Origin of the sequence: Ancylobacter rudongensis, from assembly GCF_900100155.1 — a bacterium.
Lineage (GTDB): Bacteria > Pseudomonadota > Alphaproteobacteria > Rhizobiales > Xanthobacteraceae > Ancylobacter > Ancylobacter rudongensis.
The window spans coordinates 1-16,960 of the sequence record NZ_FMTP01000001.1; the positions used below are offsets into that span (position 1 = coordinate 1).

General features: G+C 65.5%; 10 protein-coding genes and 1 pseudogene. 5 read left to right on the forward strand and 6 right to left on the reverse strand.

Translation table 11 applies throughout. From position 1 onward, the window contains the following. Positions 1-291, forward strand: a 291-nt coding sequence (locus tag BLO63_RS00005) for an integrase core domain-containing protein (protein ID WP_143007038.1), incomplete at its 5' end; no start/stop codon positions are given. A 21-nt stretch (positions 292-312) separates the two neighbouring features. Here BLO63_RS00005 and BLO63_RS00010 read toward each other — a convergent pair. The 4 genes and pseudogenes from BLO63_RS00010 to BLO63_RS00025 all read right to left on the reverse strand — a co-directional run. Continuing rightward, positions 313-592, reverse strand: a pseudogene (locus tag BLO63_RS00010) (IS481 family transposase); the annotation flags it as partial. 2 nt (positions 593-594) lie between these two features. Beyond that, positions 595-1,665 carry a hypothetical protein gene (locus tag BLO63_RS20860; RefSeq protein WP_143007039.1) on the reverse strand — a complete coding sequence of 357 codons (1,071 nt, stop codon included), beginning with the start codon at positions 1,663-1,665 and terminating at the stop codon, positions 595-597. 1 nt (position 1,666) lies between these two features. After that, a complete protein-coding gene (locus BLO63_RS00020) occupies positions 1,667-3,496 on the reverse strand; it encodes a carbamoyltransferase family protein (RefSeq protein WP_091435676.1) in 1,830 nt (609 codons plus the stop codon). 12 nt (positions 3,497-3,508) lie between these two features. Then, positions 3,509-3,877, reverse strand: coding sequence for an SxtJ family membrane protein (locus BLO63_RS00025; RefSeq protein ID WP_091435677.1), 369 nt, complete (start codon positions 3,875-3,877; stop codon positions 3,509-3,511). Between the two features lie 177 nt (positions 3,878-4,054). Here BLO63_RS00025 and BLO63_RS21030 point away from each other — a divergent pair, with 177 nt between their 5' ends. The 4 genes from BLO63_RS21030 to BLO63_RS00040 all read left to right on the forward strand — a co-directional run bounded on the left by BLO63_RS21030 (position 4,055) and on the right by BLO63_RS00040 (position 6,842). Further along, positions 4,055-4,207 carry a DUF5989 family protein gene (locus tag BLO63_RS21030; RefSeq protein WP_162841740.1) on the forward strand — a complete coding sequence of 51 codons (153 nt, stop codon included), beginning with the start codon at positions 4,055-4,057 and terminating at the stop codon, positions 4,205-4,207. Positions 4,208-4,305: 98 nt separating this feature from the next. After that, positions 4,306-5,187: an SGNH/GDSL hydrolase family protein gene (locus BLO63_RS00030; RefSeq protein WP_205409231.1), complete on the forward strand. Its 882-nt coding sequence runs from the start codon at positions 4,306-4,308 to the stop codon at positions 5,185-5,187. Positions 5,188-5,331: 144 nt separating this feature from the next. Further along, entirely contained in the window at positions 5,332-6,558 is a 1,227-nt protein-coding gene (locus BLO63_RS00035) for an MBOAT family O-acyltransferase (RefSeq protein ID WP_205409232.1), read from the forward strand. Positions 6,559-6,638: 80 nt separating this feature from the next. Then, positions 6,639-6,842: a transposase gene (locus BLO63_RS00040; protein ID WP_091435679.1), complete on the forward strand. Its 204-nt coding sequence runs from the start codon at positions 6,639-6,641 to the stop codon at positions 6,840-6,842. A 284-nt stretch (positions 6,843-7,126) separates the two neighbouring features. Here the strand turns inward: BLO63_RS00040 and BLO63_RS00045 are convergent, their stop codons facing one another. Further along, positions 7,127-15,634 (reverse strand): GH36-type glycosyl hydrolase domain-containing protein, encoded by an 8,508-nt coding sequence (locus BLO63_RS00045; protein WP_091435680.1) that lies wholly within the window; start codon positions 15,632-15,634, stop codon positions 7,127-7,129. Between the two features lie 339 nt (positions 15,635-15,973). Beyond that, positions 15,974-16,813, reverse strand: a complete 840-nt coding sequence (locus tag BLO63_RS00050; protein WP_091435682.1) for an alpha/beta hydrolase — start codon at positions 16,811-16,813, stop codon at positions 15,974-15,976. Between the last annotated feature and the right edge of the window lie 147 nt (positions 16,814-16,960).

The following is a 16,960-nucleotide window of genomic DNA, read 5'->3' on the forward strand; positions in this document are numbered from 1 at the left end:
AACGGCTTCATCGAAAGCTTCAACGGCCGATTGCGGGACGAGCTGTTGAACGAGACGCTGTTCTCCAGCCTGCCCCAGGCCAGAGCCGCTCTCGCCAAGTGGCAGCTCGACTACAACACGGCCCGGCCGCACTCCAAGCTCGGATGGCAGACGCCAACGGCCTTCGCCTCAACGTTCCACCCGCGGCGGGATCAGACGATCCTCACCATCAACGGCTCCGCGTCTGCCCCCGCCGCTCCGCACGCCCGACAGGGCAAATCCAACCGTCAGAACGAACTGAAAGCTGGATAGAAGTTGGGGGCAACGTCAAGTTTTCCTGACGATCTGCACGAAGGCGAATTTGCTCGTCCGATCAATAGCGACATAAAGATACCGCTTACCCTCGGCAGTATGCACTTGGGGTAGTCGTCGAGCGGCAGCAACGTATGCTGGCGGAAGGCGATGATTAGGGCCTCTTCCTCGACCGACAGAACCGTCGATGTCGGCTCCCTCGGGCCGGCCGGCGGATCAGCGACCGAGGCCCGCTTCTTCCACTTGGCAACGGTCTTTTGATTGACCCGTTACGCTTCTCCAACGTCCTGAGGCGTTCTTCCATTAAAGCCCGCGATCAAACACCTGATCATTGCCGCCCCAGATACGCGTGGCAAGAATATCGGCGACACGTTTGTGCCCGTCCCCCGAAAGGTGCCCCGCTGCATCCAGGAAATACATTCGATCGGACGGCAACGCGCCCGAGAGATTGATGAACTCTGGCAGGTCGAGCTTGTTCATTTCCTCTTGATATCGGCTGTATATAGGTCTCATCCTGGTAAGGTTTGCCTTGAATTTCGGGTCGTTCAAGAGGTTGTCGACATTGACGTCCGCGTCATAGGGCGTCGGGAGATAGACGACATGAAAAGGGGTTCCCTGCTTACGTCCGAACGCAACCGCGCTCTCTATACTCATGATCGAATGACGCACGGCCAGATCAAGGCTTTCATTCGACGAACAGGGTGCAGCCGCATTGTTCGAAAACGTCTCCACAAACAACTCAGCCAGAAAAGGAAGCATGCGTTTTTTTGACGTTGCCGCAGGGTTGAGCATGCAGTCGTGGTATAATTGATAACCGGCACCAGCTATGATAACAAAATCCGGCTTCGCTTTCTTCTTTTGCAAATCATACCAACGTAGAACGCTGTCGGCGACAGGTTGCGCGACGCCGGCATAATTCTCGACGCGGACGTTCTTTAGGCGTTTCTCGAGATGGGCCGCAACTGTCTGGTTGTCGGCGACTCCAAAGCCGAATGCCGTCGATGATCCGAGCAGAAAGCCAACGGAGCTCGCCTTTTCCGGCGTGAGTTGTCCGTTGGAGCGCATGCCATCGGGCTCCACATTGGTGGCCACCGATTGATACGCGTTGACAATCCCGCGTATTCCCGGTTCGTCATAGGATGTAATTTTCGGTAATGGCCGCAGGATATCCTGAGTCGATCCTGGTTCGACTTCTTCAGAATTGAAAGCTAAGGATATCTTGTTGCCGATGTAGTTTTTAGAGATGATTAATAAAGGGTATGAAATATCCAAGAATCCATTGATCAGGCATATAACGATAAAAATCTGAAATAGACGGACCGAGGTTGAGCGGATCCTTGATGTGGTCGTCGGCTCAGGCGAACGATCACTCATATCAGTCCATCTCATGACGCGAAATATAGTCGGTGGCGAGCGAGGGGTCCTGATCGGCCTTCAGCATCACGGCGTTGCCGACCACCAGCCGGTCCATGCCGGTGGCCATGAAGCACTGGAACGCCTCGGCCGGGGTGCAGACAATCGGTTCATTCCGGACATTGAAGCTTGTGTTGATCAGCATCGGGCATCCGGTCCGTCCCTCGAATGCCTTGATGAGGGCGTGATAGCGGGGGCTGTGCTCGGCGTGAACGGTCTGCAGCCGGGCGGAAAAGTCGGTATGCGTCACCGCCGGGATGGTGGAGCGAAGGAGATGTTGATCCTTCAGCCCGTGCTGCACTGCCGCTTGCTCCGGCGATATCCTGCGGTGCTTCTCCGCCACCGTCGTCACGGTCATCATGTAAGGCGAATCCGGCGTGGTCATGTCGAACCAGTCAGCCGCCGCTTCCGCCAGAACCGAGGGGGCGAAGGGCCGGAAGCTCTCGCGGAACTTGATCTTGAGATTGAGGGTCTTTTGCATCTCCGGGGCGCGGGGGTCGCCTAGGATGGAGCGTTGACCGAGCGCCCGCGGGCCGAACTCCATGCGGCCCTGGAACCAGCCGACAACCTCGCCCGCCGCCAGCGCGGCGGCGGTCTCATCGAACAGCCTCTCGTCCGGCACGAGGGTGAACGCGGCGCCGGCGGCCGCAAGCGCGGCGTCGATCGCGCCGGGCGAGAAGTCCGGGCCCAACGCGCTGGCGTGCATGGCGTCCGGCCGGCGCGGCTGGCGCGGCGCCTTCGCGTGCAGATGATACGCGGCCAGCGCCGCGCCCAGTGCCCCACCGGCATCGCCGGAGGCGGGCTGCACCCAGATGTTCTCGAACGCGCCTTCAGCGGCGATCTTGCCATTGGCCACGCAGTTGAGCGCCACGCCGCCTGCAAGGCAGAGGTTCCTTTGCCCGGTTTCCCGCGCCAGCGCCCGCGTCAGGCGCAGCATGATATCCTCCGTCACCTGCTGGATCGAGGCGGCGATGTCCGCATGAAAATCCTCGAGCGGGCTCTCCGGTACGCGCGGCGGGCGGCCGAACAGGGCATGGAACCGGGCATTGGTCATGCTGAGCCCGGTGCAGTAATTGAAGTAGCGCTGGTCCAGCCTGAAGCTGCCATCCTCCTTCACGTCGACCAGATGCGTGCGGATCAGCTCGGCAAAGCGTGGTTCACCATAGGGGGCGAGGCCCATCAGCTTGTATTCGCCCGAGTTGACGCGGAAACCGGCATAGGTGGTGAAGGCGGAGTAGAGCAGCCCCAGCGAGTGAGGGAAGGCGAGGTCTCGGATGATCTTCAGATCGGCGCCGCGACCGATCGCGACCGACGTGGTCGCCCATTCGCCTACCCCGTCCATGGTCAACACCACAGCCTCCTCGAAGGGCGAGGGGTAGAAGGCGGATGCCGCGTGGCTGAGATGGTGCTCGGAGAACAGCAGCGCGTCCGGCGCGAAGCGGCCGGGGGCGAGGTCGTTCAGTTCCTTCATCAGCAGCGAGCGCTGGAACAGCTTCTCCTTGGCCCATATCGGCAGGCCGGCGCGGAAAGTGGCGAAGCCTCTCGGCGCGAAGCTGAGATAGGTCTCCAGTATGCGCTCGAACTTGAGCAGCGGCTTGTCATAGAACACGACATGGTCGATGGCCCCACCCGCCGCCGCCTCAAGGCAGAAGCGGGCTGCGGCGCGGGGAAAATCCGCGTCCTGCTTCTTGCGGGTGAAGCGCTCTTCCTGTGCGGCGGCCACAACCACGCCGTCGCGGATCAGGGCGGCGGCACTGTCGTGATAATAGGCGGAGAGTCCAAGAATCTGCATGGGGGGCTTCGGTCAGAAGGGGCGGGTGAAGTCCGTCTCGGCGGGCTCGCGCTCCGTCCAATAGGTGCTCATCTTGCGGTCGAAACCCTGGGAGATCGTGTTGCGCCCGCACAGGCGCAGCAGCGCGGCTCCGGGCGTGAAGAAGAAGTAGTAGAGCAGGAACAGCGCGACAAAGCTCGTCACGGCATGCATGGCCTTGCCGAACCGGGTCCAGAGCCGGTTGGGAACCGCCAGCACGCGCGGCGCGGCGATGGCGATCACGGCGAGAAGCAGGGCGGCAAGAACCAGCGGTACATGAGGTGCCTCGCCGCGCCACAGCGGCAGAAAGGCGAAAAAGCTGAGGATGCCGCACCAGGCGAAACCGAAAATCCTGTCGCTCACGTCGCCTCTCTCGCCAATGTGCATGCCCAGCGTCGGGCGCGGTGGGGCCTAACCCTGGCCGGGTGGCGCAAATGCGGCTCCAGCCGTCGACCCCGAGCGATGGAGGACCTTTTAAAGGGTAACAAAATCTGAGTATACACCCAAGCTTGCGGGGTCGAGATGTTCGGCGGGGGTGGTATGACGTTTTTCAACGATCTGTTCGGGTTTCTCTTCAGCAAGAGATCCCGGCTTGTGCTCATTCCGTTTCTGGCGGTGATCCTGCTGTTCGCCGCCGTGTTCGTCGTGCTGGCCAACTCCGCCTGGTCGCCTTTCGTGTACGCGGTCTTCTGACCGTGACAGCGCGAAAGCCTCCGCTGGTCCGCTTTCTGTCCGCAGCCGGGCTGGTTCTGTGCGGCCTCTTGCTGGCCTGTGTCGCCGGCGAGGTTTTGGTGCGTGTCGCCACGGCCTCGCAACAGAATTATCTGATCGAGATGTGGCGCTACGCCACGCTGCTCAAGCGACAGAGTGCCGACCCGGCCATCGGCCACGAGCACGTTCCCGGCGCCTCCGCCTCGTTGCAAGGGGTCGACGTGTCGATCAACTCGCTCGGCATGCGTGGACCCGAGCCGGATCTGGCGACGCCCGGCAAGCAGAAGGTTGTCATCATCGGCGATTCCAACGCCATGGGTTGGGGCGTGTCGGAAGCAGACACCCTGCGCGGGCAGCTGGCCGCCGATCTCGGCCCTTCGGCCGAGGTCATGACCACCGGCGTCGGCAACATGAACATGACGCAGATCGTCGCCAACTGGCTCCGCTACAGCGGGACGGTCCGTCCTCAGACTGTCATTCTGCTCGCAACGGTGCGGGCCCCCGCGGTTCAGGAGGGCGAGGGGGCGGGCTGGCTGGTCCGTCACAGCCAGCTTTACGCGCTGCTTGTTTCATTCGTGCAGATCGCGATGCAGAACACTCCTGGCAAGGAGGCGCTTGTGGACCATTACAAGACGCTCTGGTCGGGCGGGCGGGGTTTCGTGGCGATGGAGGCGGCGCTAGACCGGCTGAAGGCCAACCAGGCGACGGAGGGCTACCGCGTCATCGTCATGCTGGTGCCTGAGCCGCACAGCTACCAGCCCTATCTGTTCGGCTTCACCAGCGATGTCATGCGGAGCGAGGCCGAGAAGCGCGGCTGGACCTTCATTGATCCGCTGCCCGAGCTGGCGCAGAGGCCGGCCGAGAGCTACTGGGTGACCAATAGCGATGTGCATTTCAACGCTGACGCTTTCCATATCATGGCGGAGCTCCTGAAGCCCTATCTGGCAGCCCCGCGCGAGTAGCCATACATGCTGTTCCAGCTGCCGTCGTTTCTTCTGTTCTTCCTGATTTTCTGTGCCCTTTTCGCCTTTTGCCCCGCCCGCTTTCGGCTCAGCTTCGTCACTGTCGCCAGTCTGATTTTCTATGCTTGGTGGTATCCGCCCGCCGTGCTGCTTCTGATTGCGTTGATCGTCGGCTGTTGGCTGATGCTGCGTCTGGTCTGGCACGACCGGCGCTGGCTGGTGCTGTGCGTGGTCGTGGCGCTGATCCCGCTCGCCCTCTACAAATACGCGGACTTCCTCTTTGCGACCGTCGAGAACCTGACCGGCATTCCCACGCCGCGCCTCGGCTGGGCGCTGCCGCTCGGCATCTCCTTCGTCACCTTCACCATCATCAGCTACGTGGTGGACACCGCCCGCCAGCCGGAGGAGAAGCCGCCGGCCTTCTGGCCGACGGCGGTTTATCTCACCTTCTTCCCCCATCTCATCGCCGGGCCGATCCTGCGGGCGCGCCATATCCTGCCTCAGCTGCCGCAGCTGAGGATCGCGCGCGCCGACCTGATGCCGAACCTCGCCCTGTTCACGGTGGGGATTCTGAAGAAGGTGCTGGTGGCCGATCCCGTCGGCGCTTATGTCGACAAGGCCTATGCCGCGCATGCCACCCTGTCGGGTTGGGAGGCGGTGGCGGCGATCTTCGGCTTCACCATCCAGATCTACTGCGACTTCAGCGCCTATTCCGACATGGCGATCGCGCTGGCCGGCATGCTTGGCATCGCCTTTCCGGAGAATTTCCATTCGCCTTATGCGTCCACGTCGCTGACCGAAATCTGGCGGCGCTGGCACATGACGCTGAGCTTCTGGCTGCGCGACTATGTGTTCAAGCCGCTGCACAGCCGCTTGCACAAATACGCCCGCCACCTCTCGCTCGTGCTCACCATGGTGCTGTCCGGCCTCTGGCACGGGGCGGCGTGGACCTTTGTGTTCTGGGGGCTGGCGCAAGGGCTGGTCATGATGGCCGAGACGGTCACTGGCTATGGCCGCTTCGCCGCCAAGGCGGTCGGCTGGAAGCGGGGGCTCTGCATCGGCCTCACCTTCCTGGTGTGGACCTATCTGACGGTGTTCTTCCGCTCGCCGTCGATGTCGGTCGCCTACGACATCGGTGTCGCCAGTTTCGGGCGCGGCGGCTGGGACCGTTGGCCGGAAGCGGCCACCGTGCCGGTTCTGCTTGGCCTCGGTCTGCTGCTGCTGCACCCGCTCGACCAGATCGACAAGATACGCTCGTCGGCGGCGCGGGTGCCGGTGGCGCTTGCCGCGCCGGTGCTGCTCATGCTGTGCCTGGGCTGCGCGGTTATCGCCTCGATGCAGCCGACAAATTTCTACTACTTCGATTTCTGAGAGACAGTTTGAGAACAGGTTGAAGCAGCCGGCTGTGCGTGATTCACGTTCGAATCTGGACCTGAGAGAGCCGTGGCCGGATGACTGGATTTGAGCGGCGAGCCAAGCGCTACCCGACCGATTTGACGGACGAGGAGTGGCGGGTCATCCAGCCTTTCCTGCCATCAGTTCCGAAACGCGGACGCAAGCCGACAACCGATCTGCGCGAGGTGCTCGACGCATTGCGCCACCTTGCCCGGACGGGTGGCGGCTGGTGGATGTTGCCGAACGACTTTCCGCCCTAGCGGACGGCATATTGGTGGTTCCACCGCTTCGCGCGCCGCTTGCTGTTCCGCACGATCCACGGCGTCAGGCTGAGGCTCCACCGCGCGTGCGAAGGGCGCGAGCAGGGCCCGTCCGGTAGCGCTGGTTCGCGATGACGGGCAGCGCCTCGACGTCTGCGAGGCCATGATCGATGTGGCCCTCGGTAGCCGCATGTTGTGCCGGATCGTCCACCTCCTCCTCACGGGGAGGGGGCGCTCGCACCGTTGACGCGCCTGGACCTGCGCGTTTGGTTCTGTCGCCAAGATCAGGCCCCACGACGCCCGACGACCAAGCGATGTGCCGTGCCATCCAGCGGCACGCGAAACACGCCATCGACGCGCTCGATTGGTACGCCGTCGAGCCGCGCGGCGACGTTCGTACGGTCGTCCTCCGCCGGTCCGACCACAATGTCGTAGGGCGTGCCCGCAATCGTCACCCGCGCCTCGAATCCCGACCAATCCTCGGGAATGCATGGCGACACGGTGAGGTTCACGCCTTCCTTCCGGATTCCGAGAATGCCCTCGATGCCGGCGCGGTACATCCAGGCGGCCGAGCCGGTGTACCAGGTCCAGCCGCCGCGCCCGGCATGGGGCGCGACGGAGTAGACGTCCGCCGCCAGTACATAGGGCTCGACCTTGTAGGTGGCGACCTGCCCCGGTGAGGTGCCGTGGTTTATGGGATTGAGCAGCGCGAACAGGTCGTGCGCCTTCGTGCCGTCGCCGAGCTTGGCGAAGGCGAGGATCGCCCACATGGCGGCATGGCTGTACTGCCCGCCATTCTCCCGCAGGCCCGGCGGGTAGCCCTTGATGTAGCCGGGGTCGCGCGGTGTGTCGTTGAAGGGCGGCGTGAACAGCAGAGCGATGCCCTCTTCGCGGCGCACCAGATGCTGCTCCAGCGAGGCCATGGCCTGCATGGCGCGCACCGCATCGGCAGCGCCCGACAGCACCGCCCAGGATTGGGCGATGGAATCGATGCGGCACTCGTCGCTGCCGCTGGTGCCGAGCCACGAGCCATCATCATAGGTGGCGCGGCGGTACCATGCGCCGTCCCAAGCCTTGCGCTCGATCGCCTCGCGCACGGAGGCTGCATGCGCGCGCCAGCGCGCGGTGCGGACGGGATCGCGCGCCTCGGCGAGCGGCGCGAACATCTCGACCGTGCGGATGAACAGCCAGCCCAGCCACACGCTCTCGCCCTTGCCGCCCTCCCCAACCCGGTTCATGCCGTCGTTCCAGTCGCCGGTGCCGATCAGTGGCAGGCCGTTGGCACCGGTGAGTTCCACGCATTGGTCAAGCCCGCGCGCGCAATGCTCGAACAGCGAGGCGCTCTCATGCGATTGCATCGGCTGGAAGAATGCGTCGTGCTCCCCGGCTCGCAATGGCGGTCCCTCCAGGAACGCCACGTGTTCGTCCAGAACCGGCGCGTCGCCCGCCGCGGCGATATAGGTGGCGGCGGCATAGGCCAGCCAGACCCGGTCGTCGGAAATGCGTGTACGCACACCCTGGCCGGAATGCGGCAGCCACCAATGCTGCACGTCGCCCTCGACGAACTGCCGGGCGGCGGCGCGCAGCAGATGGCGGCGGGTCTCCTCCGGCTGCGCGAAACTCAGTGCCATGCCGTCCTGCAACTGGTCGCGGAAGCCATAGGCCCCGCTCGCCTGATAGAAGGCCGAGCGTCCGCGGATCCGGCAGGCGATGGTCTGGTACAGCAGCCAGCCATTCAGCATGATGTCGGTGGCGCGGTCCGGCGTCTTGACCTGCACCGCGCCAAGCAACCGATCCCAATGGTCGGTGACGGTCTTCAGCACGGCGTCAAGATTGGTCGCGCGGTAGCGGGCGATCAGCACGCGCGCCTCGTCCGCTGTGCGGCATTGGCCGAGCGTTGCGACGATTTCCACAGTTTGTCCGGGTTGCAGCACAACGGTGCTCTGAAGCGCCGAGCAGGGATCCAGCCCGGCGCCGGTCTTGCCGGAGAGCGGCACCTTGCCCATCAGCGCGGCAGGCGCCGAGAGCTCTCCATTCCGGCCGAGAAACTCGGTGCGGTCGGCGGTCCAGGCGGTCTGCATGCCGCCGAGATCGGCAAAGGCCACACGCCCATGGCTGATCGCGCTCCACGCGTTTCGAGCAAACATTGCGCCGGTGGCGACATCCATCTCGGTGGCGATAAACGGTGCCGACGCGCCGCGCATGGTGCCGAGCACCCATTCGACATAGGCCGTCACCGTGAGGCGGCGCACCCGGTCGGAGGTGTTGGTCAGCTTCAGGCGCGCGATCTTGATCGGGTCGGCCAGCGGCACATACTGCAACAGGTCCAGCGCGACGCCGTTGACCTCGTGCGAAAAGCTGGAATAGCCGAAGCCATGGCGGGCGATGTAGCTGCCGCCGTCGCGAATGGGCAGCGCGGTCGGACTCCAGACATCGCCGGTCGCCTCGTCGCGCACATAGATGGCCTCGCCGATAGGGTCGCCGACCGGGTCATTCGACCATTGCGTCAGCTGATTTTCGCGGCTGTTCTCCGCCCATGTATAGCCGCTGCCGTCCGCCGAGACCTGGAAGCCGAAACCGCTGCCGGCGATCACGTTGATCCACGGCGCCGGCGTCGTCTGCTCGCCGCTGAGCTGGACGACATATTCGCGGCCGTTCTTGTCGAAGCCGCCCAGCCCGTTGAAGAACTCCAGCGATAGCTCGGCCGGTGCCGCCATCGGCGCCGGAGTGCGGCGGCGGGGGGTGACCGCCGGGCGCGTCGCGAAAGCCGGAATATAGGTCAGCTGGTTGGCGATCGAGCCACGACGCGCCGAGAGCACGACGCGGGCGACCGATTGCAGCAGCCCGCGCCCTTCCAGGCTCATCAGGTCGGTGCGCAGCACATGAACCGTACCCTGCCCCTGCTCGTCTCCAAAGCGTGGGCGCGACTGGCTGGAGCGCACGGCGGTCTCGATGGCGATCTGCAAATCCTGCACATAGGACGACGCGTGCTCGTTGAGGATTACCAGATCGACCGCCAGCCGCTTCATGCTCCAATATTCGTGGGCGCGCAGCAGTTGGCGCACTTGCGCCATGTCCTCGAGATCGTCGATGCGCAGCAGCACGATCGGCAAATCGCCGGATATCGCATGCTGCCACAGCGACGACTGCGGCCCGGCGCCGCGCACGATGATGTCAGAGGGCACGCGGAACCGGGAATCGGCGTAGATGATCGGCGCGGCAAGCCGCTGGAAGTCGGCGGCTTCCTCGGCTTTCACGTCGAGATGGCGCAGTTGCACCTGCGCCTGCGTCCACGCCAGCGTCTTCGCCCGCTCGAAGGCGTTGCGGTCATGATGCTTGTCGACGAGGTTGAGCAGCTCCTCGCGCGAGGAGGCCGCCAGCGTCCAGAAGGCCACGCGCACGGTGCGGCCGGCGGGCACCTTCACGCGGTGGCGCAGCGCAAACACCGGGTCGAGCACGGTGCCGACCGTGTTGGATAGCGGCGCCCCCTCGCGGATGACCGCCGCTTCGCCCGGCTCGCGGTTGCGGCCGAGAAAGCGGGCGCGATCGGTCTCATATTGCGGCGGATCCAGCATCTCGCCCTCGATGACGGCGAAATGCGCGGCCCAGATTTCTGCCTCATGCGGCGAGCGCCGCCGGCGGGTGGCGATCAGCGCGCCGAATTCCGGGCGGTGCTCGGTCTCGACGAACATCTTGGCAAAGGCCGGGTGCGCATTGTCGGTCGCCGGCGTCGCCAGCACCAGCTCGGCATAGGAGGTGAGCTCGATCTCGCGCGCCCTCCGGCCGGTATTGGTCAGCGAGACACGCCGCACCTCGCCATCATCCTCGCCGGAGACCAGCAGATCCATCGTGGTGGTGAGCGAAGGGCTTCGGTGGATGAACTCAGCGCGGTCCTCGGAGAACACCACCTCGTCATGCTCGGCGGCAACGCCGAAGGGCTGGGCGCCGGCCGACCAGAGATCGCCGCTCTGGCTGTCGCGCAGGAAGATGTGCGAGCCTTGCGCGTCGCGCGTCGCATCCTCGCGCCAGCGGGTTACGGCGATGTCGCGCCAGCGGCTGAAGCCGGTGCCGGCGGTCGTCACCATCACCACATAGCGGCCATTGGAGAGCAGATGCGTCACCGGCGCGCCGCCCGATGGCGGCTTGAGCGAGCGCACGTTCGGCGTCTCATTGGCCTCACCCCTGGCGGAGGCCTTCACCTCTTCGGCGCGGGGATAGGCGACGATCACGTTGCGCGGCATGCGCTCCTGCAACAGCAATTCGCTGGCCTGGATAATCGGCTCGCGGTGGAAGCGCGCGCGCATCGTTCCACCGTGGAGCACATTGGCGATGGCGACGATCGTCATGCCCTGGTGATGGGCCATGAAGTTGCGGACGATGGCGACGCTGGCATCGTCCGGCCGGCGGGCCGGCGTGAAGTCCAGCGCCTCGTAGAAGCCGTAGCGTCCGTTGGCCCCCATATCGGCGAGCCGGTCGAAATTCGCCCGCGCCCCTGAGGGGTCGATCATGGCCGCCAGCCCCGTGGCATAAGGCGCGATCACCAGATTGTCCGACAGGCCACGCTTCAGGCCGAGGCCCGGCACGCCGAAATTCGAGTACTGGTAGGTGAATTCGAGATCGCGTGCGTTATAGGCGGATTCCGAGATACCCCAAGGCACGCCGAGCCCGTGCGCATAGCTCTGCTGGCGCGCCACCACCAATCGGTTGGTCTGTTCCAGCAGGCTGCCGGTCGGCGCGCGCATCACCAGCGAGGGCATCAGGTACTCGAACATCGAGCCGGACCAGGACACGAGCGCGGAACCGCTGCCGAGCGGCGTCGCGGTGCGTCCGAGCCGGAACCAGTGCCTTGTCGGTGCATCGCCCTTGGCGATGGCGAACAGGCTGGCAAGCCGGGCCTCAGAGGCCAGCAGGTCGTAGCAACTCGGGTCGAGGCAGTTTTCGGGAACGCTGTAGCCGATGGAAAGCAGCTTGCGATCGGGATCGAGCAGGAAGGCGAAATCCATTGCCAGCGCCATGTCGCGCGCGGTTTGGGCGATGGTGCGCAGGCGGTTCCGCAGGGTGCGGGGCGCATCCGCGAGATAAAGCCGATCGCGCTCGTGCTCGGCCACTGCCACGCGCAGGCGCTCGGTCCAGAACACAAGATCAGGCACGCCGCTCTCGTCGGCGGTCGGCGCCAGGTCGGCAGCCAGACGCGACGCCTTCTCGGAGAGCCGTATCAGTGCCGGCGTCGAGGCCTCCAGCCCCTGTCCGCCGTGCAGCAGCTCGGTGATCTCGCCGAACAGGCCGTCCAGCTGGCCGGCGCGCTCGTCGGCCGCTATCACTGGCGTCGTGCCCAGCGCTTTGTGTGCCAGCGCGATGGCATCCGCCATGCCGGCTTCGGCCTCATGCGAGAGAGGTGCGGCGATCCACTCCTCGCAGGCGACGGCGACGACGAGAAGATGGCCGGCGAGATTGCCGCTGTCGACCGAGGAGACATAGGCCGGCTCCAGCACCCGCAGGTCGCGCGTGCCGTACCAGTTGAAGAAATGACCCCTGAAGCGCGCCAGGCGCTGCATGGTCGAGAGCGTCGCCTCCAGGCGCTCGACCGTCTCCATCGTCCCGGCCCAACCGAAGTCGCGCGCCGCTACCGAGGACATGAGGTACAGCCCGATATTGGTCGGCGACGTGCGGTGAGCGACCACTGGCTTGGGGTCCTCCTGGAAATTGTCCGGCGGCAGCATGGTCTCGGCCGGGGTGACGAACGTCTCGAAAAAGCGCCAGGTGCGGCGGGCGATCAGCCGAAGAGCGCGGGCATCAATGGGTGAGACCGCCAGCGTCCTGGCGATGGGCGGCGAACGGCTCGCCCAGAAGGCCAGCGCGGGCGCGGCCAGCCACAGCGCGGCGAAGGGGAGGATGACCGGCCACGACGCCGGCGCCCAGGCGAGAGCGCCAAGCGTCATTGCCAGCCCGAGCGCGGTACCGCCCTGCATCCCGCGATAGAAGCCCATGAGATCGAGGCGCGGCTGCGCGCCCGCTACCGCCGCCGTGGTCCATTCCAGCAGGTGCTTATGGCTGACGAACAGCCGGAAGAGCGTGCGTACCACCGCATCTCCAAGGCGCCAGCTTTGATCGGGGAGAAAAGTGAAGGTGAACACGGTCTGCAGCAGCGCGATCCGCAGATCGTCCACCAGCGCCGTCACATGGCTGAGCAGCCGGATTCCGACCCCGCGCGGCAGGATGGAGAACAGCGCCGGCAGAAAGGCGGGGATCGCGATCGCCGCGATGAGCGCGAGCACGGCATGAACATTCCACGGCGCCGGCGCCAGCCAGCTCACGCCCAGCGCCGCCAAGGTGAACGGCGCCACCAGCGAGCGGCGCAGATTGTCCAGCATCTTCCAGCGGCCGAGCGCCGGCACCGCATGCGCGCCGGAACGAAGGCCAAACACCCAGGGCAGCAACTGCCAGTCGCCGCGGGTCCAGCGGTGCTTGCGCTTGGCGATCACGTCGTAGCGGGAGGGAAAGTCCTCCACCACCTCGACATCCGACGCCAGACCCGCGCGGGCATAGATGCCCTCGAACAGATCGTGGCTCAGCAGCGCGTTTTCCTTGATGCGCCCGGCGAGCGAGGCCTCGAACGCGTCGACATCATAAATGCCCTTGCCGGTGTAGGAGCCCTCGCCGAACATGTCCTGATAGACGTCCGACACGGCCGCCGCATAGGGGTCCATGCCGCCGGGGCCGGAATAGACGCGCTGGTAGAGCGAGCCGTCACGCCCGATCGGCAGCGAGGCCGTCACGCGCGGCTGCAGAATCGCGTAACCGCCTGTGACGCGCTGCTCGGCGACGCTGAACAGCGGCCGGTTAAGCGGGTGGGCCATCTTGCCGACCAGCCGCACCGCCGCATCGCGCGGCAGGCGGGTGTCGGCGTCGAGCGTGATGACGTAGCGCACGTCGGCCGGGGCCTGTGGCGGCTGGCCGTTGAGGGCGATGAAGCTCGTATCGGTGGCGCCGCGCAGCAGCCGGTTCAACTCATGCAGTTTGCCGCGCTTGCGCTCCCATCCCATCCATTTGCCTTCGCCCTGGTTCCAGATGCGGTGGCGGTGCAGCAGCATGAAGCGGGGCCCCGACAGTGCCGGCCCGTAGCGGCGATTAAGCTGCGCGATCGCCGCCGTGGCGGTGGCAAGCAGGGCCTCGTCGCCCGGAACCGTTTCCTGGTCGGCATCCATGCCGTCCGACAGCAGCGCGAAGGCGAGATCGCCGCTGGAGCCGGTGAGATAGTGGACCTCCAACCGTTCGATCTGCTCAAGCAGATCGGCTTCGCTGGTGAGGAGCGTCGGCACGACCACCAGCGTGCGCAAGGAGGTCGGAACCCCGGCCGCGAGTTCAAGCCCCGGCAAGGGCGAGGCACCGAACGAACGCGCCACACCCCGGTTGACCAGAGCGCTGGCCGCATCCGACGCCGGCAAGAAGGCCAGCAGTGCCAGCAGCAGCCAACCGGCGGGGGCCCCGGAAACGCCGAGCCAGAGGCCGGCGATGAGAAGTAGGGCCAGCGTGGTGAGCAGCACCGCCACCGCGTAGCCATGCACACCGAACGGCGCGTTCAGCCGGGCAATCCACAGCTGTGCCGGGGGGCGAAAGCCGATGCTCCTTTCCAGCGCGACGCGACCTTCAGCGATCAGGTGATAGCCGGGATCGCAGGCGCTCGGCGCCGCGCCGGTTGCACGGGCTTCGGCCCGGGCCCGACCCGCGCTAAGGGCACGGTGCGCAACGTCCAATTCGCTGACATGGGAGCCGCGCGCGAGTTGCTCGATGGCGCTGCGGTAGAGATTGCGGGTGGCGAAATCCATCTCGTCGAAGCCGCTGGCGCCTCTCAGCGTTTTGTCGACCAGGCTGACGCTCTCAAACCACTCCGCCCAATCGATGTCGGAGATCGAGCGCATGCTGGTGATGACATTGCGCACCGTGACATTCGACGCCCCCTGCCTCTGCTGGGCGTGCTGGACCACCTCGTCGATCGAGGAACCCTGCAATCTCAAACGCTCATCGAGCCATCCGAGCGCCGGGGTCGTGCGCGGGTCCTGGTCGCGCAAACGCTTGGCGAGTTGCGCCGCGAACAGTTCCGACAATGGCTCGCACGAGCGGGCCACGATATCGCGGTCGTGCGCGAAGCCGGCAAATCCGGACTCCAGCACCCGGTTGGCCAGCGCGTCGGCCTGCGCCCGCGCCTCACGGCCGACCATGATTTGGTCGGTCAGCCGGCGCAGGTTCTCGATCAGCACGATCCGCAGCGTGATCGCCACCGCCCAGAGCTCGCCGATCGAGAGCGGCTCGACGGTTTGATAGGAGGCAACAAAGCGCCTCAGAGTGTTTGGATCGACGTGGCTGTCAGTGTGAGCGACAAACGCCCAGGCGAGGCCGAAGACACGGGGGTAGCCGGCGAACGGGCCTGCGGCGAGCTTGGGCAGCTGGCGGTAATAGCCCGGCGGCAGGTCGTCCCGGATCTCGCGGATCTGCTCCTCGACGAGGTGATAATTGTCCAGCAGCCACTCGGCTGCCGGCACGACCCCGTTTCCCTCCTCCAGTTCGGCCGCGCTGGCGCGATAGGCGGCCAGCAGCACCTTGGCGTTATCGTTCAGGCGGCTTTGCAAGGAGACGACGATCGGCGGCCGCGGCGAGACCGTTTGAGCAACCGCAAGGCTTTCGGCATGCTGTTCCAGCCGCTCGACGCCGAACAACTCCTCCCGGACAGGCGCAGTGTCGCTCCAGGGTGCGCACGGACGGCGGTCAAGGACCGCGCGGAGTTTTGCCAGCATGATCGCCTTTCGGCCCGGCATCGCGCCAGGGAGAACGGGGCGGAACGGGACCATGTCTTTAAGCCGGAGCCTCGGGTGAGGTTCCGGTTAGGCGAGTGAGGGGCGGTGTGATTGTCGCGGCGCCACGTTACAGCATTTCGCCGGGTCGTGGCGAAGTCATCGCCGTCGGCTTCGCCGCATCCGATATCCGCCTCGGGAATGGCGGGAGGCACTTGCCCCCTGGTCGAATTGGGCGAACACGGATCGCCAAAGCTCTGGCCCCTGTCGACGGCCGTGGAGACACCGGGCCGGCAGGAATGGCCTCCTCGGGCGCGGCGTCGCGGCCGCTCAGCTTTGGTCTCATCCGTCCGCAGGCACGCGGGGGCCGGCCATGAGGCAATCCACGAGATGGCCTGCAGCGTCGGTGCCCGGCGTTCCAAGGTCCGCCATGACGCTCATATGGTCGGTGCCGGCGAGCGTGCGTTGACAAACGCGGCTGTCGGCGGCGATCGCCAGATGCGAGCCGAAGGCGTTCATCTGCTGGTGAAACGGCGCCGTTTCCAGCTCCCCGACCAACAGCCGGATATCTGCACCGGCCGTGTAGGTCCGGGCCAGCGGGCTGAAGGCGCGGATCTCCTCGTCGGTGAGGTCGATCAGATCCCGCAGGAACGAGTGCTTCAGCGGTGCGAGATCGTAGATGCCGCTGATCAGAACGGCACCGGCGACCGAACCCGCCGGGGCGCTCGCGTCGAGCAGCAGGGCGCCGAGTTGGGCACCGGCGGAATGGCCGCTGATGGTGAGCCGTGAAGCATCGCCGCCATAGGCGCCGATATGCGCTGCTATCCAGTCCCGGGCCTGACGGATCTGCGCGACGAGCGTCGCCATCCGCACGGAAGGCATCAGGGCGTAATCGACAATCACCGCGATCGCCCCCGCCCGCGTCACTGTCTCGGCGACGAAGGAGAAGTCCTCCTTGGCGAACATCCGCCAATAGCCGCCATGAATGAACATGTGCACGGCGCCGGTCGCCAGATGCGGCGGCGGCAGGAACAGATCGAGCCTCTCCGCCGGGGAGGGGCCATAGGCGATATCCGGGTGCATCGGCAGCCGTGCCCGCGTCACGGCGCTGCGCGCCGCATAGTCGGCCACATGACGGTCGAAATCCGGCACGACGTCGCGGGTTCGAAAGGGATCGGCCATGGCGGCGCATTTTCACTTTCAGGAGGAGGCGGCGAGACCAGGCGTGCCGGGCCATTCTGGCGGCGGCCGTGGCCTTGGGTCGCCCAGCTGTGCACGGGCGGTCGGCATCGGGACGTGACGTCGCGGCCGGAACCGGCGAGCGCGCCG